The following is a 25,395-nucleotide window of genomic DNA, read 5'->3' on the forward strand; positions in this document are numbered from 1 at the left end:
TCTGTACTGATGCGAACAGTCAGAATCGGGCATTTAGTCCCACCACCCCTTCAAGTCTAACCATACAAGCGGGCTTGCCCCGCGAGGGCGTTACTCAGGCCTCGTGGCAGACGTGTCCATCGACCAAGGTATAACGCACCGCACCCGGCAGGCAGTGGCCGATGAACGGGCAGTTTTCGCCGCGGGAGAACCAGTGTTCGCCGGCCACGGTCGAGGCTTTCGGGTCGAACAGCACCAGATCGGCGGCGGCGCCGACTTTCAGCTCGCCGGCCGGCAGGCGCATGGCCTTGGCCGGGCCGCTGCTCAGGCGCGCCAACAGGGTCGGCAGGTCGAGCAGGCCATCTTCGACCAGGGTCATGGCCAGTGGCAGCAACAGCTCGACACAGCTGATGCCTGGCTCGGTGGCACCGAACGGCGCCAACTTGGCATCGCGCTCGTGGGGCTGGTGATGACTGGAGATCGCCTGGATCACCCCGGATTTCACCGCTTCGCGCAGGCCGTCGCGGTCGGCGGCAGTGCGCAGCGGCGGCTGCACGTGGTACAGGCTGGAGAAGTCGCGCAGGGCCTCGTCGGTGAGGATCAACTGGTACAGCGCCACATCGGCGGTGACCGGTAGCCCCAACTGCTGGGCCTGGGCGATCAGCCGGGCGCCGCGGGCGCTGGTGATCTGGGTGAAGTGGGCGCGCACGCCGCTCTGCTCGACCAGCAGCAGGTTACGGGCCAGGGCCACGGTCTCGGCGGTTTCCGGGATGCCAGGCAGGCCGAGGAAGCTGGCCATCGGGCCCTCGTGGGCGAGGCCGCCCTGGGCCAGGTCACGGTCCTGGGAGTGGAACACCACGGTCAGGTCAAAGGTGGCGGCGTATTCCAGGGCGCGGGCCAGGGTGCGGTTGTTGGGGATCTCTTTCAGGCCGTTGCCGAAGGCCACGCAGCCGGTGTCGCGCAGGGCCACCAGTTCGGCCAGTTGCTCGCCTTCCAGGCCTTTGGTCAGGGCGCCGATCGGATAGACCTTGCTGTTGGCCGCTTCGCGGGCGCGGTCGAGGATCAGTTCGGCGACCGCCGAGGTGTCCAGTACCGGCTTGGTCTGCGGCGGGCAGCACAGGCTGGTGACGCCGCCGGCGACCGCGGCGCGGGTTTCGCTGGCGATGTTGCCCTTGCGGCTGTAGCCCGGTTCGCGCAGGGAGACGCCGAGGTCGACCAGGCCAGGTGCGGCGACCAGGCCTTCGGCCTGGATCGTGCGGCTGGCGCTGAAGCCGGCCGGGGCCGCGCCGATGGCGGCAATGCGCCCGCCATCGAGGTGCAGGTCGGTGATGGTGTCCAGGCCGTTGGCAGGGTCGATGACCCGGGCGCCGATGATGCTTAGGGTCACTGGGCGTTCTCCTGCTCGAATTGACGTTGCGCGTTCTGCCCGCTCATGGCCATGGACAGCACGGCCATGCGCACGGCGATGCCGTAGGTGACCTGGTTGAGGATCACCGAGTGCTTGCCGTCGGCCACCGCCGACTCGATCTCCACCCCGCGGTTGATCGGACCCGGGTGCATGACGATGGCGTCGGGCTTGGCGCCGGCCAGGCGCGCGGTGGTCAGGCCGAACAGGCGGTAGAACTCGCCCTCGCTGGGCAGCAGGCCGCCGGCCATGCGCTCGCGCTGCAGGCGCAGCATGATCACCACGTCGACATCCTTGAGGCCTTCGGCAAGGTCGGTGTAGACCTTCACGCCGTACTGCTCGATGCCGATCGGGATCAGTGTCTTCGGGCCAATCACGCGGATGTCCGGGCAGCCCAGCGCCTTGAGCGCAAGCATGTCCGAGCGTGCTACGCGCGAGTGCAGGATATCGCCGACGATGGCCACCGACAGGTTCTCGAAGCTACCCTTGTGTCGACGAATGGTGAGCATGTCGAGCATACCCTGGGTCGGGTGCGCGTGGCGGCCGTCACCGCCGTTGATCACGGCCACGTCCGGGCACACGTGCTCGGCGATGAAATGGGCGGCACCGGAGTCGGAGTGGCGCACGACGAACATGTCGGCGGCCATGGCCTCCAGGTTGCGCAGGGTATCGAACAGGGTCTCGCCCTTGCTGGTCGAGGAGGTCGACACGTTCAGGCTGATCACGTCGGCCGACAGGCGCTGGGCGGCCAGCTCGAAGGTGGTGCGGGTACGGGTGGAGTTCTCGAAGAACACGTTGCACACGGTCTTGCCGCGCAGCAGCGGGACTTTTTTGACGGCCCGGGCGCCGACTTCGAGGAACGAGTCGGCGGTGTCGAGGATTTCGGTCAGCAGTTCGCGGGGCAAACCGTCGAGCGAGAGGAAGTGGCGCAGCTGGCCCTGATCATTGAGCTGCAGCGGGCGCTTGGCGTCGAATGGCGTCATCGCGGGGGACTCTTAAAGGGCGGATGCGGGAGCGAGGTCCTGTCGCTCGAGGGCGAGCGGCGTGGGTCCGGTCAATTTTACCCGTTCATGGGCGCCCAGGGACAGGGTGGCGCCAAGCACATTCGGGCGGATCGGCAGTTCGCCTGCATCCAGGTCGAGCAGGCACACCAGTGTCACGCTGGCCGGGCGGCCGTAGTCGAACAGCTCGTTGAGGGCGGCGCGGATGGTACGCCCGCTCATCAGCACGTCGTCCACCAGCACCAGGTGCTGGCCTTCGACCTCGAAAGGCAGTTCCGAGGGGCGCACCTGCGGGTGCAGGCCGTTCTGGCTGAAATCGTCACGATAGAAGGAGACGTCCAGGGTACCCAGCGGGCTCTGGTCGCCGAGCTCGGCCTGCAGGGCCTGGGCTACCCACACGCCGCCGGTGCGGATACCGATGAAGCGTGACTCGACGATGGCGCGGCGGGCCAGGTGGGCGCGAAGGTCGACGGCCATCTGCCGGATCAGGTCGGCGGGATTGGGTAGGCTCATTGCGTGCTCCTCGGAAGGCGGGCGCCGGCAAGCCGCCGGCGGCAAAGCGGATTTAAGTGTTGGCCTCCAGCCAGCCTTGCAGCAGCAGGGCCGCGGCGATGGCGTCGACCGGATTGTCGCGGTAGCTGCCGTGACGGCCGCCACGGGCCATCTGCTCGCCCTTGGCTTCGAAGGTGGTGAGCCGTTCGTCGTGGGTGTGTACGGGCAGGTTGTAGCGGCCGTGCAGGCGACGGGCGAATTTTTCGGCGCGTTCGCTCATTTCGCTGGGCGTGCCGTCCATGTTCAGCGGCAGGCCGACGACGATGGCGTCGGGTTTCCATTCCTTGATCAGCTTCTCGACCTGGTTCCAGTCCGGCACGCCGTTCTGTGCCTTGAGCGTGCACAGTTCTCGGGCGTGGCCGGTGATCACCTGGCCGACGGCCACACCGATCTGCCGGGTGCCGTAGTCGAAGCCAAGCAGCAAGCGCAGTTCGGCCATCAGGCGTGGCCCGCCTGGCTGGTCAGCAGGCTGAGGTTGATCCCCAGGCTGGCGGCGGCGGCGCCCAGGCGCATGTCGCTGGCCACGCCGAAGATGATCTCGGGGTCGAAGGGGCAGTTGAGCCAGGCGTTGTCGGCAAGCTCGGCCTCCAGCTGGCCGGCTTCCCAGCCCGCGTAGCCCAGGGTGATCAGGCTCTTGCGCGGACCGTCGCCGGCGGCGATGGCGAACAGCACGTCCTGTGAGGTGGACAGCGACAAGCCCTCCAGCTCGACCGTGGCCTGGTAGCTGCGGTCGTTGCTGTGCAGCACGAAGCCGCGGTCGGTCTGCACCGGCCCTCCCTGGTAGATCGGGATGTGCAGGGTGCTGGCCGGCGGCTCATCGTCCGGGCGCAACTGTTCGAGGATGTCGGCCAGGTTCAGCTCCTGCGGGCGGTTGACCACCAGGCCCATGGCGCCGTGGGCATTGTGCTCGACGATGTAGGTGAGGGTCTGGGCAAAGTTCGGATCGGCCATGTGCGGCATGGCGATCAGGAACTGGTGCTTGAGGTAGCTGGGGGCGAGGGTCTTCATGTCCGCTAGTGTGGCGCCAGGTGGCGAGGCTGACAAGGTGTGCAGAGGGCTGGAGGTATTCCCGCCCCCACCGGGGTGCCCGTCACCCTCGGGTCAGTTGCTCTGCAGCCGGTCACCCCGGGCAAAGCGCCAGGTACGGATGATCTCCAGGCGGTCGAACTCCGCCAGGTCCCCGGTGAACGGCGCGAAGGGCGCCGCCAGGCGCACGATGCGCTGGGCGGCCTGGTCCAGCACTGGCTGGCCCGAGGACTCCAGCACCAGTACCTCGTACAGTGAGCCGTCGCGGTTGATCGACACCATCATCCGCAGGCTGCCGTACATCTGCTGGCGCCGGGCTTCTTCGGGGTAGTTGAGGTTGCCGATGCGCTCGACCTTCTTGCGCCACTCTTCCTTGTACCAGGCGCCCTTGTCGCGCAGGGTCGAGGCGGCGTTCAGGCGGTGGATGCGCGGGCGCTTGGCGTAGAGCTGCTGTTCCTGGGACAGCTCGGCCTCGAGGCTGGCGATCTGGCTGGACAGCTGCGAGCTGTCGAAGTCCGGAACCTTTGCCTGGGGCTGGGGTTGCGGCTTGCTTTCCTTCGGCTTGGGCTCGACTTTCTGCGGCTTCGGCGCCTGGGTGGCGACCACGGCCTTGGCCGGTGCCGGGGGTGTTTGCGGTTTCGCCGCCGGGGGCGGGGTGATCTTGTTGATCTTGCTGTCCTGGAACGGCGCGACCTCGGTGGTCTTGGGCACCGCTTTCTTGTCCAGGGTGCCGCTGCCCTGCTGGTTGTCCTGGGCCTGGAAGTCGGCCTTCTCGGGCGCTTTCTCGCTCTTGAAGGTGGCCAGGGTGATGTCCATGGCGTGACGAATCTCGGCCGGTTTGACCACGGTGAAACCCACGCCCAGGATCAGCGCCAGGTGCACCAGGGCGGCCAGGAACAGGGTGAAACCGAGCCGGTCCACCGGGCGAACGCGCGGTGGCAGCAGGTCGGGTGGGATGTCAGCGGGAAGCGTCATCGGGTATCCAGCAACCGCTAGGCTCTGTACGAAAAGCCTTGATACTTGTTCATGCTGCGTTGAGAACAGCCTCGGAATGCTCATGTACTCCAGTACACTCCGCTTCCTCGGCTGTTTTCGCCTTGCCTGACCTGCGTCTCAAGACTTTTCGTGCAGAGCCTCTGCGGGGCAGCAGCTCAGTCAAAAAGGACCGGCATCATACCCCACTGCGCGGTGTTGCCACGTGTCCTCGGTCAGCGCGCCTGAAGCTTGCGATCAATGGCGTCCATCAATTGCCCGCCGATATTGGTGTTGAAGGCAGCGTCGATCTCGCGGATGCAGGTCGGGCTGGTGACGTTGATTTCGGTGAGGTAGTCGCCGATCACGTCCAGGCCGACGAACAGCAGGCCCTTTTCACGCAAGGTCGGGCCGACCTGGGCGGCGATCCAGCGATCACGCTCGCTCAAAGGGCGGGCTTCGCCGCGACCGCCGGCGGCCAGGTTGCCGCGGGTCTCGCCGCTGGCCGGGATGCGCGCCAGGCAGTAGTCCACCGGCTCGCCGTCGATCATCAGGATGCGCTTGTCGCCGTCCTTGATCGCCGGCAGGTAGGCCTGCGCCATGATCTGCTGGGCGCCGAGCGCGGTCAGGGTTTCGAGGATCACCGACAGGTTGGGGTCGCCGACCCGGTGACGGAAGATCGAAGTGCCACCCATGCCATCCAGCGGCTTGAGAATCACATCACCATGCTCGGCGGCGAACTCGCGGATGATGTCGGGGCGGCGGCTGACCAGGGTGGGTGGCGTGCACTGCGGGAACAGCGTAGCGAACAGCTTCTCGTTGCAGTCGCGCAGGCTCTGCGGCTTGTTGACCACCAGCACGCCTTCGGCCTCGGCCTGTTCCAGCAGGTAGGTGCTGTAGACGAACTCCATGTCGAAGGGCGGGTCCTTGCGCATCAGGATCACGTCCAGCTCGGCCAGGGTGCTGTCCTGCTCCTCGCCCAGTTCGAACCAGCGGGCCGGGTCGGCGAACACCTTGAGCGGGCGCATGCGTGCGCGGGCCTTGCCCTGGCCCTGGTACAGGTCGCGCTGCTCCATGTAGAACAGGCTCCAGCCGCGGGCCTGGGCGGCCAGCAACATGGCCAGCGAGCTGTCCTTTTTGTAGGAGATGGACGCGATGGGGTCCATGACAATCCCGAGGCGAACGCTCATGGGGTAGTTCCTCTTGGCGGCACTGGCCGCATGGTACGAAAGAAAAGTGGCTCAGGGTGGCGCCGGGCGCGCCCACGGTCAAGGGGCGGGCGGATGGAATGGCCTTCGGGAGTGTGCTAAAAAGGCCAGGCACATGGCCTGCATGGCCTTTTGGCGAATTCGCTCCCAGGCAGAAGCGCAACTATGGAACAACCCCTGAAGGTGATGGTGATCGACGATTCCCGCACGATCCGCCGCACCGCGCAGATGTTGCTCGGCGAGGCAGGCTGCGAGGTGATCACCGCCAGTGACGGCTTCGACGCCCTGGCCAAGATCGTCGACCACAAACCGCGGGTCATCTTCGTCGATGTGCTGATGCCGCGCCTCGACGGCTACCAGACCTGCGCCATCATCAAGCACAACCGCGAGTTCAAGGACACCCCGGTGATCCTGCTCTCTTCCCGCGACGGCCTGTTCGACAAGGCCCGCGGCCGGGTGGTCGGTTCCGACCAGTTCCTGACCAAACCTTTCAGCAAGGAAGAACTGCTCGACGCGATCCGTGCCTGCGTGCCGGGCTTCGCCGCGCAGGATCCACACGCACCCTGACGCCGCCCACGCAGGGCGGCGTCTCTATTTCCTGATGGGGAAACAGCATGGCCCGAGTTCTGATTGTCGACGACTCGCCGACAGAGATGTACAAATTGACCGAATGGCTGGAGAAGCACGGCTATGGGGTGCTCAAGGCCGACAACGGCGCCGACGGCGTGGCCCTGGCGCGCCAGGAGAAGCCCGACGCGGTGTTGATGGACATCGTCATGCCCGGCATGAACGGTTTCCAGGCCACCCGCCAGTTGAGCAAGGACCCGGAAACCAGCGCCATTCCGGTGATCGTGGTCACCACCAAGGACCAGGAAACCGATCGGATCTGGGCCCAGCGCCAGGGCGCCCGCGACTTCCTGACCAAACCTGTGGAAGAAGACGCGCTGATCACCAAGCTCAAAGAAGTGCTGCAGGCTTGACCACCCGGCCCCAGGGCGCGTCGCTGACCGCCTTCGAACTGCTGCTGGACATCGACCGGCGCTGCCGCCTGCTGGTGGCCGACCAGCCACCGCAGGACATCCGCCTGCAACAATGGAGCGGCATCGGTTTTCGAGTTGCCGGACAGTGGTTCGTCGCGCCCATGGGCGAAGTCGCCGAAGTGCTGCGTGAGCCCCGCGCTAGCCGGGTGCCGGGTGTGCAGCCCTGGGTGCGCGGAGTGGCCAACCTGCGTGGGCGGCTGCTGCCGGTGATGGACCTGTGTGCGTTTTTTGGCCTTGGCCCGGCCGCGGCGGGCAAGCAACGGCGCGTGTTGGTGCTGGATCATGAAGAGCTGTTCGCCGGGCTGCTGGTGGATGAGGTGGTCGGCTTGCAGCATTTCGCTCTGAGCAGCCTCGAGCTGTCACCGCCGCAACCGTTGATCCGTGCGGCCGCGCCCTTCGTACATGGGCATTTTCCCCGTGAGCGTAATTGGGCGATCTTCAGCCCGTTCGCCCTGGCCCAGGCGCCGGGCTTTCTCGATGTGGCGTTGTAGAGGACTTTCGACGTGAACAAGCCAGGACCCACCGTTGCCGCAGCTGGCGTCTCGCCCGCCGCCGTGGCCCAACGCCCGCGTAGCACCGCGCAGATCACCGTGCTGTTCGTGGTGCTGATCCTGTCGATCGTCCTGTTGTTCGCCAACTTCGCCTACCTCAACACCCAGGCCAACCACGACAAGCAGTACATAGGCCATGCCGGCGAGCTGCGCGTGCTGTCCCAGCGCATTGCCAAGAACGCCACCGAGGCTGCGGCGGGCAAGGCGTTGGCGTTCAGGTTGCTCAGCGATGCACGCAACGACTTCGAACGACGCTGGAGCTACCTGCGCGAAGGTGACAAGGCCACCGGCCTGCCCGCAGCGCCCGCCGCGGTGCGCGACGAAATGGATGCGGTACGCCAGGACTGGGAGAACCTGCGCAAGAACACCGACACCATCCTGGCCAGTGAACAGACCGTGCTGTCGCTGCATCAGGTCGCGGCCACCCTGGCCGAAACGGTTCCGCAGTTGCAGGTCGAATACGAGAAAGTAGTTGAAATCCTGCTGCAGAGCGGTGCGCCGGCCAATCAGGTGGCCGTGGCCCAGCGCCAGTTGCTGCTGGCCGAGCGCATTCTCGGCTCGGTCAACACCGTGCTCGCCGGTGACGAGTCCTCGGTGCAGGCCGCCGATGCCTTCGGCCGCGACGCCAGCCGTTTCGGCCAGGTGCTCGAGGGTATGCTCGCCGGCAATCCGGCGATTCAGGTCACCCGCGTCGAGGACACCGATGCCCGGGCGCGCCTGGCCGAGATCGCCGAACTGTTCCAGTTCGTCTCGGGCTCGGTGGACGAGATTCTCGAAACCTCGCCCGAACTGTTTCGCGTGCGCGAGGCTGCCGGCAACATCTTCAGCCTGTCGCAGACCCTGCTCGACGAAGCCTCGCACCTGGCCAACGGCTTCGAGAACCTGGCCGGCGGGCGCACTCTCGACACCGTCGGCGGCTATGTGCTCGGCCTGCTGGCACTGGCCTCGATCATCCTCATCGGCCTGGTGATGGTGCGCGCCACGCACCGCCAGCTGCGCGAAACCGCCGAGAAAAACGAACGCAACCAGCAGGCGATCATGCGTTTGCTAGACGAGATCGAGGAACTGGCCGACGGCGACCTGACCGTCACGGTTTCGGTGACTGAGGACTTCACCGGCGCCATTGCCGACTCGATCAACTATTCGGTTGACCAGCTTCGCGATCTGGTTGCTACCATCAACCACAGCGCCGAGCAGGTGGCTGCTGCGGTGCAGGACACGCAGAACACCGCTCGCCAACTGGCCAAGGCTTCGGAGCACCAAGCGGAGCAGATCAGCGAGGCGTCCGAGGCGGTGGGTGACATGGTCGAGTCTATCGACCGGGTCTCCGCACATGCCTATGAATCGGCCAAGGTGGCCGAGCGCTCGGTGGCCATTGCCAACAAGGGCAACGAGGTGGTGCACAACACCATCCACGGCATGGACAACATCCGCGAGCAGATCCAGGACACCGCCAAGCGGATCAAGCGCCTGGGTGAATCCTCTCAGGAGATCGGCGATATCGTCAGCCTGATCGACGACATTGCCGAGCAGACCAATATCCTCGCCCTCAACGCGGCCATCCAGGCGTCGCTCGCCGGTGAGGCTGGCCGAGGCTTTGCCGTGGTCGCCGACGAAGTGCAGCGCCTGGCCGAGCGCTCGTCCTCGGCAACCCGGCAGATCGAGGCGTTGGTGCGCACCATCCAGGCCGACACCAACGAGGCGGTGATCTCCATGGAGCAGACCACCGCCGAAGTGGTGCGCGGCGCGCGCCTGGCCCAGGACGCCGGCGTGGCGCTGGCTGAGATCGAAGGTGTATCGCAGACGATGGCCGACCTTATCCACAGCATCTCTGATGCCGCTCAGTTGCAGACGTCGTCTGCCGGGCAGATTTCCCACACCATGGCGGTGATCCAGCAGATCACCGCACAGACCTCCGCCGGTTCCGGGGCCACGGCCGACAGCATCCGCCACCTGGCGCGCATGGCCAGCGAGATGCGCCGTTCGGTATCCGGTTTCACCCTGCCCAGACCGGTGGAACGGTCGTGAGCGGGGCAAGCATGGCCGGCCCGGGCAGTACGGCTGGCGAGCGCCACGACACGGTGGCCCTGGCATGGATCAAGGCCCCTCTCCTTGATTGCCTGGCACAGGCGCGACAGGCCCTGGAGCGTTTTTCGGCAGATCCGGGCGACCTGTCGATGCTGGCGTTCTTTGTCGACAACCTTCACCAGGTGCACGGTTGCCTGCACTTGCTCGAATTGCCGGGCGCGACGCGCCTGGCCGAGGAACTGGAGCTGCTTGGGCGGGCCATGTCCGACGGACAGGTGAGCCCTCGTGGCGACTGCCTGGGCGCGCTGTTCCGGGGGCTCGAGCAATTGCCGCCCTACCTGGATCGCCTGCGCGGGGCACGCCACGACCTGCCATTGGTGGTCATGCCACTGCTCAACCAGCTGCGGGTCTGCCGCGGTGCCGAACCCCTGGCCCAAGGCAGCCTGCTGGGCGACCTCGGACAGCGCCTGGCTGGCGCGGCGGACCTGGCCAACCTCGACCTTTCCCTGGGGAGCTGGCGTGAACACATGCAGGCCGGTCCTGGGCGCGACGCGCTGCGTTCGGTGGTGATGGCGCTGTGCGATGACCTGATGCGCATCAAGGACCGTCTCGACCCCTTCGTCAGTGGCGAGCATCCGCCACGCGAACCGCTGGAGACGTTGCTGCCGCCCCTGCGCCATGTCGCCGACACTCTGGCAGTGCTGGGTTTCCAGCAGCCACGACGCGTGATCATCGACCAGGTGCTGGCGCTGCAGGCGCAGGTCGAGAACGACGGCGCGGTGGACGAGGCGCTGTTGATGGATGTCGCCGGGGCGTTGTTGTACGTCGAGGCGACCCTCAACGGCATGGTCGGGCCGCTGGAGGAGACCTCGCCAGGCAACCTGCCTGGTTCTGACCTGGCCGAGATTCGTCAGTTGGTACTCAACGAGTCGCTCAATGTGCTGCAGCAGGCCAAGGACCTGATCGGCGACTGCCTGGAGTCGGACTGGTCGCGTCAGCGCCTGCAGGCCTTGCCCGGCCTGCTGCAGCAGGTGCGCGGGGCGTTGGCGATGCTGATGCTTCCGGCTGCCGCCGAAGTGTTCGGCGGGTGTGCGGGATATGTGCAGGGCTGGCTGGGTCATGTGGAGGATGAGCCGCTGCCCGATGAGTTGGCCCATCTGGCCGATGCCCTGTGCGCCGGCGAGGCCTGGTTGCAGTGGCGAGTGGCCGACCCGCTGGCTGATGCCCAGCGTTTCATCGACATGGCCCTCGCCAGCCTGACCGCCCTGGGCGTGCAATGCCCGCGCCTCGAGCGCCCCTTGGCTGACGCCCGGACGGCGGACGGGATCGATGACGAGTTGCGCGAAGTGTTCCTCGAAGAGGCCGGCGAACTGTTGCCTGAAATAGAGCGCCAATGGCTGCGTTGGCGTGCCGACAATGGTTTGCGTGATTCACTGATCGAGGTGCGTCGTGCGCTGCATACGCTCAAGGGCAGCGGGCGGATGGTCCACGCAGAGGCCGTGGCGGAGCTTGCCTGGGGCGCCGAGCACCTGCTTAACCGGGTGCTGGAGGGGCGCATCACGCTGAGTGCCGAAGGCCTGGTGGCCTTGCAGCAGGTCTTCGTGCGCCTGCCCGACCTGCTCGCCGACTTCGCCGCCAGCCAACTGCCGCCCACTGCGGAGATCGAGCAACTGGCCGGGCATCTGCACGCGCTGGCGCTCAACGACACGCCGGCCAGTGCCAGCATCGACGGGCTCGATCCGCAGCTGCTGGAGATCTTCCGTAACGAGGCCCAAGGGCACCTGGCCGGGCTCGATGTCTTCCTGCAGATGGCTGATGCTCAAGGCACAGGGGTCAGCGACAGCCTGCAACGCGCCTTGCACACCCTAAAGGGCAGCGCCGCCATGGCCGGCGTGATGCCGGTGGCGGAGCTGGCCACCGCGCTCGACCGCCTGGTGCGCGAATACAAAGGTCATCACCTGCCTTTGCAGCAGGCCGAAACCGAACTGCTGGAGGCTGCACGTGCGCTGTTCCACCTGGGGCTGGCCCAGCTGGACAGCACGCCATTGGCTGCCATCCCGGGGGCTGCGGCGTTGATCGAGCAGGTCGGGCAAACGGTCGATGCCAGGCTGGCCAGGCACCAGGCCGAGGCGCATCCGGCACGCCGGGCCCGGCGTGACCCGCAACTGACGGCCACTTTCCTGACCCTGGGCATGGATATCCTGCTCGACGCCGAGGCGCGGCTCGCCAACTGGCAGGCCGACGCCACGCAGCATCATGAGCTGCACCTGCTGCTCGAGGAAATGACCACCCTCAGCCATGGCGCGCACCAGGCCGAGCTGTGGCAGGTGGATGAAGTCTGCGAAGGGTTGCTCGACCTGTACGGTGCGGTCGAAGAGGGCAGCCTGGCGGTGACGCCGCGTTTCTTCGCCATCGCCCGGCAGGCCCACGAAGCGCTGTTCGACCTGTTCGATGAAATAGCCGCCGGGCAGGATCCGACAGCACGCCCCGATTGCCTGGCCGCCTTGCACGGCTTGCTTGATGATGCCCTCGATCCGGCGGCCCTGGGGCTGGTAGGCGCAGCTGGCGCGACAACGCTGCCTGTCGCAGGTCAGCTACCGGACCCAGCGGTCGTTGACCTGTTCCTCGAGGAAGCCGCCGATATTCTCGAGGGCGCCGACCAGGCGCTGCGGCAATGGAAGGACGATCCCGAAAGCCTGTCACCGCTGTCTGCGTTGCAACATGATGTGCTGACCCTCAAGGGCGGCGCGCAGATGGCTGCGATCGGTGCGATCGAAGTGCTTGCCCAGGAGCTCGCGCTGCTCTACGAAGGGCTGGTGGACCGGCGGATCGGGGCAAGCCTGGGGCTGTTCGAGCTGCTCGCACGCAGCCATGACGCCCTGGCCGGGATGCTGCGCAGCTTGCGCGAGGGACAGTCACCGCTGTCGGCGGTGGAGTTGCTGGGTGAACTGCGCGATTTCCGTCACAACGCTCCGCCACCTGGCCCGGTCGAGGCGCAGGACGACACGCAGGAAAGCGAAGGCGACAAGGAACTGCTGGAAGTTTTCCTCGAGGAAAGCTCCGATATCCTCGAAAGTGCGGCGCAGTCCCTGGCGCGCTGGCAGGCCGACCCGCGCAACACGGTCGAGGTGGAGAACCTGTTGCGCGACCTGCACACCCTCAAGGGGGGGGCGCGCATGGTCGAGATCGCCGCCATCGGCGACCTGGCCCATGAGCTGGAATTCCTCTACGAGCTGCTGGCGGCCGCACGGCTGCCGTCGACGCCGGCCTTGTTCAGCCTGCTGCAGAACTGCCATGACCGCCTGGCGCACATGCTCGACGCGGCGCGCCTGGGCGAGCCGCTGCATGCGGCCACGGCGCTGATCGACTATATCCGCAACTTCTCCAGTGCAGCGCTGACCGACAGCGCCGCCGGGCAGCCCCAGGCCGAGCCCGCCCCGGCCGAAGCCCCGGCTGTCGCCCCCGAGCGGGCCGGGGACATGGTCAAGGTCGATGCCGAACTGCTGGACGACCTGGGCAACCTGGCCGGCGAACATTCGGTGATCCGCGGGCGCATCGAGCAGCAGGTCAACGACGCGCAGTTCGCCCTCAACGAGATGGAGACCACGCTGGAGCGCATGCGCGACCAGCTGTTGCGCCTGGATATCGAGACCCAGGGGCGGATCTCGAGCCGGCACCAGTTCGAGGGTGATGCCTACGACGACTTCGACCCACTTGAGATGGACCGCCATTCGCAGTTGCAGCAATTGTCGCGGGCGCTGTTCGAGTCCACCTCGGACCTGCTCGACCTCAAGGAAACCCTGCTGCAGCGGGCCCAGGAGGCGCACAGCCTGTTGCAGCAGCAGGCGCGGGTCAACAGCCAGTTGCAAGAGGGGCTGACCGCCACCTTGATGGTGCCGTTCGAACGCCTGGTGCCGCGTTTGCAACGGGTGGTGCGGCAGGTGGCCAGCGAACTGGGCAAGCATGTCGAACTGGTGGTCGGCAATGCCGAGGGCGAGCTGGACCGCAGCGTGCTCGAACGCATGGTCGCGCCGCTGGAGCACATGCTGCGCAATGCCGTCGACCATGGCCTGGAAGCCCGCGAGGCGCGCCTGGCGGCCAACAAGCCGGAGCAGGGCACCATCCACCTGAACCTGCTGCACGAAGGTGCCGACATCGTCATCGAGATGAGCGACGACGGTGCCGGGGTGCCGCTGGAGGCGGTGCGCAACAAGGCGATCAAACGCGGTCTGCTCGATCCGCAGGCGCGTCTGAGCGACCACGAGATCCTGCAGTTCATCCTGCGCCCGGGATTTTCCACGGCCGAGAAGATCACCCAGATCTCCGGGCGCGGCCTGGGCATGGACGTGGTCCATGAAGAGGTCAAGCAACTGGGCGGTTCGATGAGCATCGAGTCCAGCCCCGGCAAGGGTGCGCGCTTCCTGATCCGCCTGCCGTTCACGGTGTCGGTGAACCGGGCGCTGATGGTGCATGTGGAGGATGAGCAATACGCAATTGGGCTGAACACCATCGAGGGCATCGTGCGCGTGCCGCCGGCGGAGCTGGAAGCCTGCTACCGGCTGGACCCGCCACGCTACAGCTATGCCGGGCATGACTACGCACTGCGTTACCTCGGCGAACTGTTGCAGGAGGGCGCGCAGCCCAACCTGCTGGGCCAGAGCGTACCGCTGCCGGTGCTGCTCACCCATTCCCACGAACAATCGTTCGCGATCCAGGTCGACAGCCTGTCGCCCAGCCGCGAAATCGTGGTCAAGAGCCTGGGCCCGCAGTTCGCGGCGGTGCCGGGGCTGTCCGGTGCCACTCTGCTCGGCGACGGACGAGTGGTGCTGATTCTCGACCTGCTCGGCCAGTTGCGTGGCCAGCAGCGACGCCTGGCGCGCCTGCCGGGCGTGGCGCAGGGGCAGCATCTGCTGACGGGGCCCGTGCCGCGTCGGCCGCTGCTGGTGATGGTGGTGGACGATTCGGTGACCGTGCGCAAGGTCACCAGCCGCCTGCTCGAACGCCACGGTATGAGCGTGCTGACCGCCAAGGATGGGGTGGATGCCATGGCGCTGCTCGAAGAGCACCGCCCGGACGTGTTGCTGCTGGACATCGAGATGCCGCGCATGGACGGTTTCGAGGTGGCCACGCGTATCCGCCGCGACCAGCGCCTGGCGCAGTTGCCGATCATCATGATCACCTCGCGCACCGGGCAGAAGCACCGCGACCGGGCCATGGCCATCGGCGTCAACGAATACCTCGGCAAGCCTTACCAGGAGTCGGTCCTGTTGCAGAGCATCGCCCACTGGAGCCAACCCCATGCTTGAACATATCGCCGGCCAGCGCAGCAGCCTCACCGGCCTGCTGTTGCCCTTGGGCGACCGCACCCTGGTACTGCCCAACGTGGCGGTGGCCGAATTGATTGGTCATCGCGCCATCGCCTGCGAGCCAGGAGAGCCGGCCTGGCACCTGGGCTGGGTGGACTGGCGCCAGCAGCGCTTGCCGTTGATCGGTTTCGAGGCCGCTTGTGGCGGGCAGACCACTTGCGGCGAGCGGGCACGGGTAGTGGTGCTCAATGCACTGGGGGATACCGGCCTGCGCTTCCTGGCGTTGCTGCTGCAGGGCATTCCGCGCTCGTGCAAACTCGACAGTCAGTTGAACTATGTTGATGTGCCACTGGCCGCGCTGGAGCTGGCGGCAGTGCAGGTGGGCGAGCAGGTGGCGCGGGTGCCTGACCTGGCCGGGCTGGAAAGATTGGTGCGTGACGCTGATCTGCAATCTGCAGCTGGCTAGGATGATGGTTGAGCGGGCCCTGTCGCGGGGCTCAGGAACCCTGACTGCTGCGGGAGGTCTGTGTTTGCATGTATTACGGTGAACGCTTCAACGCCTGGACCCACTTGGTCGGTGCGGTATTGGCCTGTATCGGCGCGAGCTGGCTGATCGTCGTGGCGGGCCTGCAGGGCGATCCCTGGAAGATCGTCAGTTTCTCCATCTACGGTTTCACCCTGCTGCTGCTCTACAGCATCTCCACCCTCTACCACAGCACTCGCGGGCGTGCGAAGCGCATCATGCGCAAGCTAGACCACCTGTCGATCTACCTGCTGATCGCCGGCAGCTACACGCCGTTCTGTCTGGTGAGCCTGCGGGGCCCCTGGGGCTGGAGCCTGTTCGGAGTGGTCTGGGGGCTTGCGCTGATCGGCATGTTGCAGGAGATCAAGCCGCGCTCCGAGGCGCGGATCCTGTCGATCGTGATCTATGCGCTGATGGGCTGGATCGTGCTGGTGGCGGTGAAGCCGTTGCTGCATAGCCTGGGTGCTGCGGGCTTCGCCTGGCTGGCGGCCGGCGGTGTGTTCTACACCGTCGGCATCATCTTCTTTGCGTTTGACAGCCGATTCCGTCACTGGCATGGCATCTGGCATCTGTTCGTGATTGCCGGCAGCCTGATGCACTTTGTCGCCGTATCTTTTTACGTGCGTTAGAAGTCGCCCCACAATTGCTGCGCCACCGACAGGGCCACCACAGGGGCGGTTTCGGTGCGCAGCACCCGAGGGCCGAGGCGAGCTGCGTGGCAGCCGGCGGCCTTGGCCAGCTCGACTTCCGCTTCGCTCAGGCCGCCCTCGGGGCCGATCAGGAAGGCCAGCCTGGCCGGTTTGGCATGGCTGGTCAGCGGCTCGGCCACCGGGTGCAGCACCAGCTTGAGTTCGGCTTTGGTGCTTTTCAGCCACTCGGCCAGGGTCACGGGCGGGTGGATCATCGGCAGGGTCGAGCGCCCGCACTGCTCGCAGGCACTGACAGCCACCTGGCGCCAGTGGGCCAGGCGCTTGTCGGCGCGCTCGTCCTTTAGACGTACTTCGCAGCGTTCGCTGACGATAGGGGTGATTTCATTGACACCCAGCTCGGTGGCTTTCTGGATTGCCCAGTCCATGCGCTCGCCCCGGGACAGCCCCTGGCCGAGGTGGATGTGCAAAGGCGAGTCGGCCTGGCCGGGGATGGCCTGGTCGAGGCTGACGCGCACGGTTTTCTTGCCGACTTCGAGCAGTTGGCCGAGGTATTCCTGGCCGCTGCCGTCAAACAGCTGCACGGCGTCGCCAGCGGCCATGCGCAGCACGCGGCCAATGTAGTGGGCCTGGGCTTCGGGGAGCTCGTGCTCGCCAAGGCCCAGTGGGGCGTCGATGAAGAAGCGGGAGAGTCTCATGGGCTTGCTCTGGAAAAAGGCTGACGCAGATCCTGTAGGAGCGGACGCGCCGGCTCCTACAGGTTTCGGGTTGGTCTGGGGTTAGCCCGGATCGCGGAAATCCGGATGGAAGTCGGCCGGCACGGCGACGCTCACCTTGTCGCGGGTGGCGATATCGATCCCCTCGCTGGCCACCTCTGCCAGGAAGTCGATCTGCTCGGGTGTGATGACGTAAGGCGGCAGGAAATACACCACGCTGCCCAGCGGGCGCAACAGCGCGCCCCGGCTCAGGGCGTGCTCGAAGACCTTCAGGCCGCGGCGCTCCTGCCAGGGGTAGGCGGCCTTGGTGGCCTTGTCCTGGACCATCTCGATGGCCACGACCATGCCGGTCTGACGGATTTCGGCGACGTGGGCATGGTCGGCCAGGTGCGCGGTGGCGCTGGCCATGCGCGCCGACAAGGCCTTGTTGGCCTCGATCACGTTGTCTTGCTCGAAGATGTCCAGAGTGGCCAAGGCCGCGGCGCAGGCCAGCGGGTTGCCGGTGTAGCTGTGCGAGTGCAGGAAGGCGCGCAGGGTCGGGTAGTCGTCATAGAAGGCCTGGTAGACCTTGTCGGTGGTCAGGCAGGCGGCCAGCGGCAAGTAGCCGCCGGTCAGGGCCTTGGACAGGCACAGGAAGTCCGGGGTGATGCCGGCCTGCTCGCAGGCGAACATCGTGCCGGTGCGGCCGAAGCCGACGGCGATCTCATCGTGGATCAGGTGCACGTCGTAACGGTCGCAGGCCTCGCGCAGCAGCCTGAGGTACACCGGGTGGTACATGCGCATGCCGCCGGCGCCCTGGATCAGTGGCTCGACGATCACCGCGGCGATGCTGGCGTGGTGTTCGGCCAGGGTCTGCTCCATGGCCGCGAACATGTTCCGCGAGTGCTCTTCCCAGCCCATGCCTTCCGGGCGCAGGTAGCAGTCCGGGCTTGGCACCTTGATGGTGTCCAGCAGCAACGCCTTGTAGGTTTCGGTGAACAGCGGCACGTCGCCCACCGACATCGCGGCGATGGTCTCGCCATGATAACTGTTGGTTAGGGTGACGAAGCGCTTCTTCTGCGGTTTCCCGGTGTTCTGCCAGTAATGGAAGCTCATCTTAAGCGCCACTTCGATGCACGACGAGCCATTGTCGCCGTAGAACACCCGCTCGAGGCCGGCAGGAGTGATGGCCACCAGGCGTTCGGACAACTCGATCACCGGCTGATGGCTGAAACCGGCGAGGATCACGTGCTCGAGCTGATCGACCTGGTCTTTGATGCGCTGGTTGATGCGCGGGTTGGCATGGCCGAAAGCGTTGACCCACCATGAGCTGACGGCGTCCAGATAGCGTTTGCCCTCGAAGTCCTCCAGCCACACCCCCTCGCCGCGCTTGATCGGAATCAGCGGCAGCTGTTCGTGGTCTTTCATCTGGGTGCATGGGTGCCAAAGGACCTTCAGGTCGCGCTGCATCCACTGATCGTTGAGGCCCATGGGCACTACTCCTGGCTTTACGGCTCGGTTTGACCGCGTAAGCCTAAGCAATGCCGGGTGGCAGGACAACCGCTCAATGTCTCCAGGCCGGGCGCCATTCCAACTGGCGGATATGCACGGTGCACTGCGGCAGGGTGGACAGGGTCAGGCGGTCGAGCGGGCCAGGTACGTCGTGCCAGGAGGTACCGTGGGTGCCGGGGCCGGGGGCGAACTCGGTGTAGCCCTGGTCGCGCAGTGTCAACCAGTAGGCGGTCGAAACGGCCCTGCCGAGCGTGTTGACGTCTACCTCGAGCAGCAGGCAATCGACCGTCTGGCCGAAGATGAACTCGATATCGCACTGGCCATGGATGATCAATTCGGTGCCGAGCCGCCCCTCGTCGGTTTGGTAGCGCGCGCTGTAGACGATGCCATTGGATACGATGCTCAGACCAGTGGGCGCGTGCCAGGTGCATTCGGGGAGGGGCGCCGAAGGCGTCCATCTGGCAAAGTCTTCGCTGTAGATCACGGCTGTACCCCGGCTCGGTGCTTGAGTGCCAGCCAAGGCTGCACGAGCCGGAGACCCACTGCTACTGACAAAATTACCAGTTGCCAAAAGCACTTGATGTCACTGCGGTGGCAGGGTGGGCAGAGGTGACGTATTCTTAACGCATCTCTCCCGGGGCATTGCTCCCGTCTCTTCTGTCGCTTCTCTAACCGGAGTTCGCCATCATGGCTGCTGCTTGGGTGCGCCTGTGCGCGTTGGTATTGATCGGGGTTTCCAGCGGTGCCGCGCTGGCCAAGGACAAGACGGCTATCGTCGTCGGTGGTGGCCTGGCGGGCCTGACTGCGGCTTACGAGCTGCAGAGCAAAGGCTGGCAGGTGACGGTGCTGGAAGCGAAGGCCGGCATGGGCGGGCGTTCGGGCCTGGCAACCAGCGAGTGGATCGGCAACAGCAAGGCCCAGCCGGTACTGAACCAGTATCTGCAGCAGTTCAAGGTGGGCACCCTGCCGGCCCCGGAGTTCGTGCGTAATCCCGGCTACCTGATCGATGGTGAATACTTCAGCGCCACGGACCTCACAAGCAAGCAGCCGGCCACAGCTGAAGCGCTGAAACGCTTCGAGAAGACCCTCGATGACTTGGCGCGCTCCATCGATGACCCGCTCAATCCCGCGGCGAACAGCACACTGTTCGCCCTCGACCAGATGACTGTGTCTACCTGGCTGGACAAGTTGCAATTGCCGGCGACCGCTCGCCAACTGGTGAACCAGCAGATCCGTACCCGCTATGACGAGCCGTCGCGCCTGTCGCTGCTGTATTTCGCCCAGCAGAGCCGGGTCTATCGCAACGTCAGCGATCGTGACCTGCGCGCCGCGCGTCTGCCGGGTGGCAGCCCGGTACTGGCCCAGGCCTTCGTCAAGCAATTGAAGACCATCAAGACCAGCTCTCCGGTGACCGCTATCGTCCAGGACAAGGACGGTGTGACCGTCAAGGTCGGCGGTGTCGGCTACCAGGCTGACTATCTGGTCATGGCCGTGCCGCTGCGTGCACTGGCCAAGATCCAGATGACCCCTGGCCTGGACGGGCAGCACCTGGCGGCCTTGAAGGGTACCAACTATGGCTGGCGCGACCAGCTGATGCTCAAGTTCAAGAACCCGGTATGGGAAAGCCGTGCACGCATGTCCGGCGAGATCTTCAGCAACACTGGCCTGGGCATGCTGTGGATCGAGCCGGCGTTAAAGGGTGGCGCCAACGTGGTGATCAACCTGTCCGGCGATAACGCCCGCTTGCTCCAGGCTTTCGGTGACAAGCAGATGGTCGATCAGGTGCTGATCCGCCTGCACGCCTTTTACCCGCAGGCACGCGGCGCCTTTACCGGTTATGAAATCCGCCGCTACAGCACCGACGCCGGCATGGGCGGTGCCTACCTGGCCTATGGCCCGGGACAGATCAGCAAATACTGGCGCCTGTGGGAGCGCCCGGTACAACGGATCGCCTTTGCCGGCGAACACACCGATGCGCTTTACCCAGGTACCCTCGAAGGGGCCCTGCGTAGCGGTCAGCGTGCTGCGGGACAGGTCCAGGACCTGGCGGCGGGCAAGTCCTTCGACCCGGCCAAGGCTGCATCGGTAGCCGCCGCAGCGGCTACTGGAGCGGCTGGCGTCGCGGCCGCGAAGGACAAGGGCGGGTTCTTCTCCAACCTTTTCGGCGGCTCGTCCGACAAGGCCCCCGCCAAGGCAGAGCCAGTGAAGGTCGAGCAGGCCAAGCAGGACAAGCCGGACAAGCCGGGCTTTTTCTCGCGCCTGTTTGGTGGTGGTGACCAGCCAGAGGTAAAGGCTGCGCCGATCACCAAGGCCGAAGAGGTTGCACCTGTGCCCGTACCGGCCCCCGCCCCTGTCGTCCCGGCGCCTGTGGCCAAGGATGAACCGCTGAAACCTGCCGTTACCAAGCCCGCTCAAGCCAAGCCTGCGGCCAAGCAGGCCCACAAGCCTGCAGCCAAACCGGCGCCGGTGAAGAAGGCCACCGCCAAGTCGGAACCGGCCAAGAAGCCGGTGGTCAACAGCCAGGCCAAGGCCGGCTGATCCCGGTATAGCTGCCTGCGCGGGGCCCTGTGTGAGCGGGCTTGCCCCGCGATGGCGTCGGATCTTCCAAACGTCTATCGTTAATGTTTCCTTAATAGGAAGCTTGCAGAATAAATATCTGGTTTTTCGATAATCAGAAGCTGTTTTTTACGCTTTTATTCGATGCATTACGCGTTAGTCTTGTGCACAGCTTTCACGGGGAAATACGCCAACATGCAACTGCGCAATTCATCTTCTCGCTACGGCCTGGTCAGCATCGTCCTGCACTGGGGTGTGGCGCTGGCGGTCTTCGGGCTGTTTGGCCTTGGCCTGTGGATGGTCGGCCTCGATTATTACGACCCATGGCGCAAGTCGGGCCCGGACCTGCACAAGAGCATCGGCCTGGTGTTGCTGGCACTGATGCTGTTGCGGGTAGTCTGGCGTTTCGTCAGCCCGCCGCCGCCGGCACCGGCCAATCATGGCAAGGTCACTCGCCTGGCCGCCAAGCTGGGCCATCTGGCGCTGTACCTGGGCCTGTTCGCGGTGATGATAGCGGGCTATCTGATTTCCACGGCCGACGGCGTGGGTATTCCGGTGTTCGGCTTGTTCGACGTTCCCGCGCTGGTCAGCGACCTGCCCGACCAGGCCGACCTGGCAGGTGTGATCCACCTCTGGCTGGCCTGGGGCCTGGTGATTTTCGCTGTACTGCACGCATTGGCGGCACTGAAACATCATTTCATCGACCGTGACGCGACCCTGACCCGCATGCTGGGCCGCAAAGCTTGAATCTCAACCTCAATTGCAAAGGAAGGAAGTAAGGATGTTGAAAAAGACTTTTGCCGCTCTGGCGCTCGGTACCGCACTGATTTCCGCTGGCCAGGCCATGGCGGCCGAGTACAAGATCGACAAGGAAGGCCAGCACGCGTTCGTCGACTGGAAGATCAGCCACCTGGGCTACAGCTTCATCCACGGCACCTTCAAGGACTTCGACGGCAACTTCACCTGGGACAGCGCCAAGCCCGAGGCGAGCAAGATCAGCGTCGACCTGAAGACTGCCAGCCTGTGGTCGAACCACGCCGAGCGTGACAAGCACATCGCCAGCAAGGACTTCCTGGATGTCAAAAAATATCCAGAAGCCAAATTTGTCTCCACCAGCGTCAAGTCGACCGGTGACAAGACTGCCGATGTGACCGGCGACCTGACCCTGCACGGCGTGACCAAGCCGGTTACCTTCAAAGCCGTGTTCAATGGCGAGGGCAAGGACCCATGGGGCGGCGAGCGCGCCGGCTTCAACGCTACCACCACGCTGAACCTGAACGACTTCGGCATCAAGGGCCCAGGCCCGACTTCGCAGACCCTGGACCTGGATATCAGCGTCGAAGGCGTGAAGCAGAAGTAATTCGCTTCGCCAGCAACAAAAACGCCGCCCAATGGGCGGCGTTTTTGTTGGCTTTGCATGGCCGCATCGCGGGGCAGGCCCCGCGATGGCGCGCTCAGCCCTTGCGGGTCAGCAGCGCTGGGCGTTCACCGCGTGGGCGGCTTGGCAGGTCGTCCAGTTGCTCGGGCGTCGGGTAACGGTCCAGCTTGGATTCCTTGCGGATGATCACTGGCGCGCTCTGCGACTCGCGCGGGTTGCGCACGGCTGGTTCCTGGCGGGACGAATCTTCACGGCGGGCACGGCCGCCGTTGTTGTCGCGTCGGGCGCCACCATTGCTGCCGCCGCCGTTGCGCGGGCGCTTTTCACCGGAGCCCTGGCCCTGGCGCTGCTGGCCATTGCCACGACCCTGGCCTTGCCCCTGGCCGCCACCACTGCGCTGGCCTTGGGCTTGGCCGCCGTTGCCGCCCGGGCGACGATTGCGCCCCTGGTTCTTGGCGTTCTGGTAGGGGCTGACGTAGTCGGCGCGGTTGCCGAAGTTGTCGACGTCGTCGTCGAGGAACTCCTCAGGGTCACGGTTGGGTGCGGCGACAGGCACGGCTTTCTGGCCGTTGTTCTGCTGCTGGCGTGGCTTCTGGTCGCGCGGCTTGCGCTGCTGGCCTTGCTGCTGTTTCTCGCCAGACTTGTCCTTTTCCGCGGCCTTCTCGGACGAAGGCTTGTTGCGGCCCTTGTCCTTGCCTTTGTCCTTGCGTCCGCCACTGCCTTCCTTGCCGCCTTCGCCGCGAGGTTGCTGGTTGCGGCCACCGCGGCCATTGTTCGGCTGGCGCTCGCGCACTTCCGGCTTCTCGGCCTCGACCTGCGATGCGTCAAAGCCCATCAGGTCGCCATCCGGGATTTTCTGGCGGGTGACGCGCTCGATGCTCTTGAGCAGCTTTTCTTCGTCCGGCGCAACCATCGAAATGGCTTCACCGGAGCGACCGGCACGGCCCGTACGGCCGATGCGGTGAACGTAGTCTTCCTCGACATTGGGCAGCTCGAAGTTGACCACATGAGGCAGTTGGTCGATGTCCAGGCCGCGAGCGGCGATGTCGGTGGCGACCAGCACGCGCACGGTATTGGCCTTGAAGTCGGCCAGCGCCTTGGTGCGGGCATTCTGGCTCTTGTTGCCGTGGATCGCCGCCGCGGTCAGGCCGTGCTTCTCGAGGTACTCGGCCAGGCGGTTGGCGCCGTGCTTGGTACGGGTGAACACCAGCACCTGTTCCCAGGCGCCCAAGGTGATCAGGTGCGCCAGCAGGGCGCGTTTGTGGCTGGCCGGCAGGCGGTAGACCCGTTGCTCGATACGCTCGACGGTAGTGTTCGGCGGCGTGACCTCGATGCGCTCGGGGTTGTGCAGCAGCTTGTCGGCGAGGTCGGTGATGTCCTTGGAGAAAGTTGCCGAGAACAGCAGGTTCTGGCGCTTGGCCGGCAGGCGCGCCAGCACTTTCTTGACGTCATGGATGAAGCCCATGTCGAGCATGCGGTCGGCTTCGTCCAGCACCAGGATCTCGACCCGCGAGAGGTCGACACTGCCCTGGCCAGCGAGGTCGAGCAGGCGACCTGGGCAGGCGACCAGGACGTCGACGCCCTTGGCCATGGCCTGGACCTGCGGGTTCATGCCGACGCCACCGAAAATGCAGGCGCTGATGAAATTCAGGTCGCGGGCATAGACCTTGAAACTGTCATGTACCTGGGCAGCCAGCTCACGGGTGGGCGTCAGCACCAGCACGCGCGGTTGGCGGGGACCATGACGTTGAGACTTGTCGGGATGGCCGCCCGGGAACAGACGCTCAAGGATCGGAAGCGCGAAGCCGCCGGTTTTACCAGTACCTGTCTGGGCGGCGACCATCAGGTCGCGACCTTGCAACACGGCGGGAATGGCCCGCTGTTGCACCGGAGTGGGCTGGGTATAGCCCGCAGCCTCGATAGCGCGGACAAGAGCCTCGGAGAGACCGAGGGAAGCAAAGGACATGGGCAATCCTGTTCTCGTGGGGGCTAGGCCCGATGGGGTGTTCTGCCTGGCGCGACGGGCATCGGAGGGATGCGATCGCGTCCGGTCCAGCTGGGCGTTCACTGCGCATCCTGGAGCCTGCGGGCGGGCACCAAAGGTGCGCGGCGCCTGGTCGAGATGCCTGTTGCGAGGCCGAGCGTCCGGGCGTGAGCCGGGCGGGAAGGCTCGAGTATAACAGAGCAATCAGCGTGTGCCGCGTTCCTGCTGCTCAACGGCGAAAGGAAAATCCTGATTGCCGAGGTAGCGGGCATTGATCGCTGCATAGGCCGGCTCTTGTTTGAAGCGCCGCAGTTCATCACTGAATGCCTGTGCCAGCTGTTCGCGCCCAGGTTTGCGGGCCAGTCCCAGATACTGGGGCCGACGGCTTATCAGCAGTGGCAGTTCTTGCACAGTCTGCTCCAAACCCAGTCGGCGGCTCACATAGCGGCCGACCCGGCGGTCGGTCACCAAGAGGTCGATGCGCCCACGGGTCAACTTGCCGAAGTTGGCCTCGTGGCTGGGCGCAGGCTCACGGCGAAACAGCGGCGATTCTGCGAAGCTGCTGTCGTAGACATAACCGGGGGAGGTGCCTACGGTCAGCCCGGCCAAGTCCTCCAGGTGCACGACAGGGTGGGGGCGTGAGCGGGCCTGGTAGAGGACGAACTCGACCTGGGACATGGGTTCGTCCGGGTAGACCATATAGCCCTGGCGTGAATCGACCTTGAAGATGTCCATCACTGCATCCGCCAGCCCCTGCTCTACCATCGCCAGGCAGCGCCTCCAAGGCAGGAACTGCCACTGCACCTCGACGCCCAGGCGTTTAAACACCTCGTTGGTTATCTCGTAGTCGATGCCTTTGGCCTGGCCATTCTCCTGGTAGAGGTAGGGGGCCCAGTCGTCGCTGACGATGCGCAGGCGTTCGGCATGGGCCAGCGGGCTCAGGCCGGCGAGCAGCAACAGCAGGAGAGGGAGGATGAGCGTGCGCATGGCGTGAGAGTACGCTGCAAGCCCGGGCAAGACCAGTGAACGCTG

General features: G+C 65.4%; 22 protein-coding genes. 10 read left to right on the forward strand and 12 right to left on the reverse strand.

What is annotated here, in order from left to right:
- Positions 1 to 94: 94 nt before the first annotated feature.
- From OH705_RS12840 to gshB, 7 genes are all read right to left on the reverse strand, one after another.
- Complete coding sequence (locus OH705_RS12840; protein WP_038706926.1) at positions 95 to 1,366, reverse strand: dihydroorotase; 1,272 nt, start codon at positions 1,364 to 1,366, stop codon at positions 95 to 97.
- A complete protein-coding gene (locus OH705_RS12845) occupies positions 1,363 to 2,367 on the reverse strand; it encodes an aspartate carbamoyltransferase catalytic subunit (protein ID WP_038706925.1) in 1,005 nt (334 codons plus the stop codon). Before OH705_RS12845 ends, OH705_RS12840 begins: the two co-directional genes overlap by 4 nt.
- Positions 2,368 to 2,379: 12 nt before the next feature.
- Positions 2,380 to 2,898, reverse strand: a complete 519-nt coding sequence (gene pyrR, locus OH705_RS12850; RefSeq protein WP_038706924.1) for a bifunctional pyr operon transcriptional regulator/uracil phosphoribosyltransferase PyrR — start codon at positions 2,896 to 2,898, stop codon at positions 2,380 to 2,382.
- A gap of 52 nt (positions 2,899 to 2,950) precedes the next feature.
- A complete protein-coding gene (ruvX, locus tag OH705_RS12855; RefSeq protein ID WP_023633141.1) occupies positions 2,951 to 3,376 on the reverse strand; it encodes a Holliday junction resolvase RuvX in 426 nt (141 codons plus the stop codon).
- A complete protein-coding gene (locus OH705_RS12860) occupies positions 3,376 to 3,945 on the reverse strand; it encodes a YqgE/AlgH family protein (RefSeq protein ID WP_038706923.1) in 570 nt (189 codons plus the stop codon). Before OH705_RS12860 ends, ruvX begins: the two co-directional genes overlap by 1 nt.
- Positions 3,946 to 4,038: 93 nt before the next feature.
- Positions 4,039 to 4,938 carry an energy transducer TonB gene (locus OH705_RS12865; protein WP_023631717.1) on the reverse strand — a complete coding sequence of 300 codons (900 nt, stop codon included), beginning with the start codon at positions 4,936 to 4,938 and terminating at the stop codon, positions 4,039 to 4,041.
- Between the two features lie 233 nt (positions 4,939 to 5,171).
- Positions 5,172 to 6,125, reverse strand: a complete 954-nt coding sequence (gshB, locus tag OH705_RS12870; RefSeq protein WP_046853923.1) for a glutathione synthase — start codon at positions 6,123 to 6,125, stop codon at positions 5,172 to 5,174.
- 183 nt (positions 6,126 to 6,308) lie between these two features.
- Here gshB and pilG point away from each other — a divergent pair, with 183 nt between their 5' ends.
- The 7 genes from pilG to trhA all read left to right on the forward strand — a co-directional run bounded on the left by pilG (position 6,309) and on the right by trhA (position 16,220).
- The gene (pilG, locus tag OH705_RS12875) at positions 6,309 to 6,710 is read left to right on the forward strand and encodes a twitching motility response regulator PilG (RefSeq protein ID WP_023631716.1); all 402 of its coding nucleotides are present in this window, start codon (positions 6,309 to 6,311) and stop codon (positions 6,708 to 6,710) included.
- A gap of 47 nt (positions 6,711 to 6,757) precedes the next feature.
- The gene (gene pilH, locus OH705_RS12880) at positions 6,758 to 7,123 is read left to right on the forward strand and encodes a twitching motility response regulator PilH (protein WP_023631715.1); all 366 of its coding nucleotides are present in this window, start codon (positions 6,758 to 6,760) and stop codon (positions 7,121 to 7,123) included.
- Complete coding sequence (locus OH705_RS12885; RefSeq protein ID WP_038706921.1) at positions 7,120 to 7,674, forward strand: chemotaxis protein CheW; 555 nt, start codon at positions 7,120 to 7,122, stop codon at positions 7,672 to 7,674. Before pilH ends, OH705_RS12885 begins: the two co-directional genes overlap by 4 nt.
- Before the next feature lie 63 nt (positions 7,675 to 7,737).
- Positions 7,738 to 9,762 (forward strand): methyl-accepting chemotaxis protein, encoded by a 2,025-nt coding sequence (locus tag OH705_RS12890; protein ID WP_094012386.1) that lies wholly within the window; start codon positions 7,738 to 7,740, stop codon positions 9,760 to 9,762.
- Between the two features lie 11 nt (positions 9,763 to 9,773).
- Positions 9,774 to 15,068, forward strand: a complete 5,295-nt coding sequence (locus tag OH705_RS12895; RefSeq protein ID WP_267302382.1) for an Hpt domain-containing protein — start codon at positions 9,774 to 9,776, stop codon at positions 15,066 to 15,068.
- Positions 15,061 to 15,534: a chemotaxis protein CheW gene (locus OH705_RS12900; RefSeq protein WP_023632084.1), complete on the forward strand. Its 474-nt coding sequence runs from the start codon at positions 15,061 to 15,063 to the stop codon at positions 15,532 to 15,534. Before OH705_RS12895 ends, OH705_RS12900 begins: the two co-directional genes overlap by 8 nt.
- A 68-nt stretch (positions 15,535 to 15,602) precedes the next feature.
- Positions 15,603 to 16,220 (forward strand): PAQR family membrane homeostasis protein TrhA, encoded by a 618-nt coding sequence (gene trhA / locus OH705_RS12905; RefSeq protein ID WP_023632083.1) that lies wholly within the window; start codon positions 15,603 to 15,605, stop codon positions 16,218 to 16,220.
- On the opposite strand, the gene OH705_RS12910 is transcribed toward trhA, so the two are convergent.
- From OH705_RS12910 to OH705_RS12920, 3 genes are all read right to left on the reverse strand, one after another.
- Positions 16,217 to 16,936, reverse strand: coding sequence for a 16S rRNA (uracil(1498)-N(3))-methyltransferase (locus OH705_RS12910; protein ID WP_267302325.1), 720 nt, complete (start codon positions 16,934 to 16,936; stop codon positions 16,217 to 16,219). The genes trhA and OH705_RS12910 overlap by 4 nt on opposite strands.
- 81 nt (positions 16,937 to 17,017) lie before the next feature.
- Positions 17,018 to 18,424: an adenosylmethionine--8-amino-7-oxononanoate transaminase gene (locus tag OH705_RS12915; RefSeq protein ID WP_038706917.1), complete on the reverse strand. Its 1,407-nt coding sequence runs from the start codon at positions 18,422 to 18,424 to the stop codon at positions 17,018 to 17,020.
- Positions 18,425 to 18,497: 73 nt separating this feature from the next.
- Complete coding sequence (locus OH705_RS12920; protein ID WP_023629961.1) at positions 18,498 to 18,929, reverse strand: hypothetical protein; 432 nt, start codon at positions 18,927 to 18,929, stop codon at positions 18,498 to 18,500.
- A gap of 203 nt (positions 18,930 to 19,132) precedes the next feature.
- Between OH705_RS12920 and OH705_RS12925 the strand changes: the two genes are divergently transcribed.
- The 3 genes from OH705_RS12925 (at position 19,133) to OH705_RS12935 (ending at position 22,361) form a co-directional block, all read left to right on the forward strand.
- Positions 19,133 to 20,983, forward strand: a complete 1,851-nt coding sequence (locus OH705_RS12925; protein ID WP_267302326.1) for a flavin monoamine oxidase family protein — start codon at positions 19,133 to 19,135, stop codon at positions 20,981 to 20,983.
- 213 nt (positions 20,984 to 21,196) lie between these two features.
- Positions 21,197 to 21,748: a cytochrome b gene (locus OH705_RS12930; protein ID WP_094012344.1), complete on the forward strand. Its 552-nt coding sequence runs from the start codon at positions 21,197 to 21,199 to the stop codon at positions 21,746 to 21,748.
- A gap of 34 nt (positions 21,749 to 21,782) precedes the next feature.
- Positions 21,783 to 22,361 (forward strand): YceI family protein, encoded by a 579-nt coding sequence (locus tag OH705_RS12935; RefSeq protein WP_023629958.1) that lies wholly within the window; start codon positions 21,783 to 21,785, stop codon positions 22,359 to 22,361.
- A gap of 94 nt (positions 22,362 to 22,455) precedes the next feature.
- Here the strand turns inward: OH705_RS12935 and OH705_RS12940 are convergent, their stop codons facing one another.
- Both OH705_RS12940 and OH705_RS12945 read right to left on the reverse strand, forming a co-directional pair.
- Positions 22,456 to 24,345: a DEAD/DEAH box helicase gene (locus OH705_RS12940; RefSeq protein WP_177410840.1), complete on the reverse strand. Its 1,890-nt coding sequence runs from the start codon at positions 24,343 to 24,345 to the stop codon at positions 22,456 to 22,458.
- Between the two features lie 222 nt (positions 24,346 to 24,567).
- Positions 24,568 to 25,350 carry a substrate-binding periplasmic protein gene (locus tag OH705_RS12945; protein WP_094012387.1) on the reverse strand — a complete coding sequence of 261 codons (783 nt, stop codon included), beginning with the start codon at positions 25,348 to 25,350 and terminating at the stop codon, positions 24,568 to 24,570.
- Positions 25,351 to 25,395 lie beyond the last annotated feature (45 nt).

This window comes from Pseudomonas sp. BJa3, assembly GCF_026343815.1.
Classification (GTDB): domain Bacteria; phylum Pseudomonadota; class Gammaproteobacteria; order Pseudomonadales; family Pseudomonadaceae; genus Aquipseudomonas; species Aquipseudomonas soli.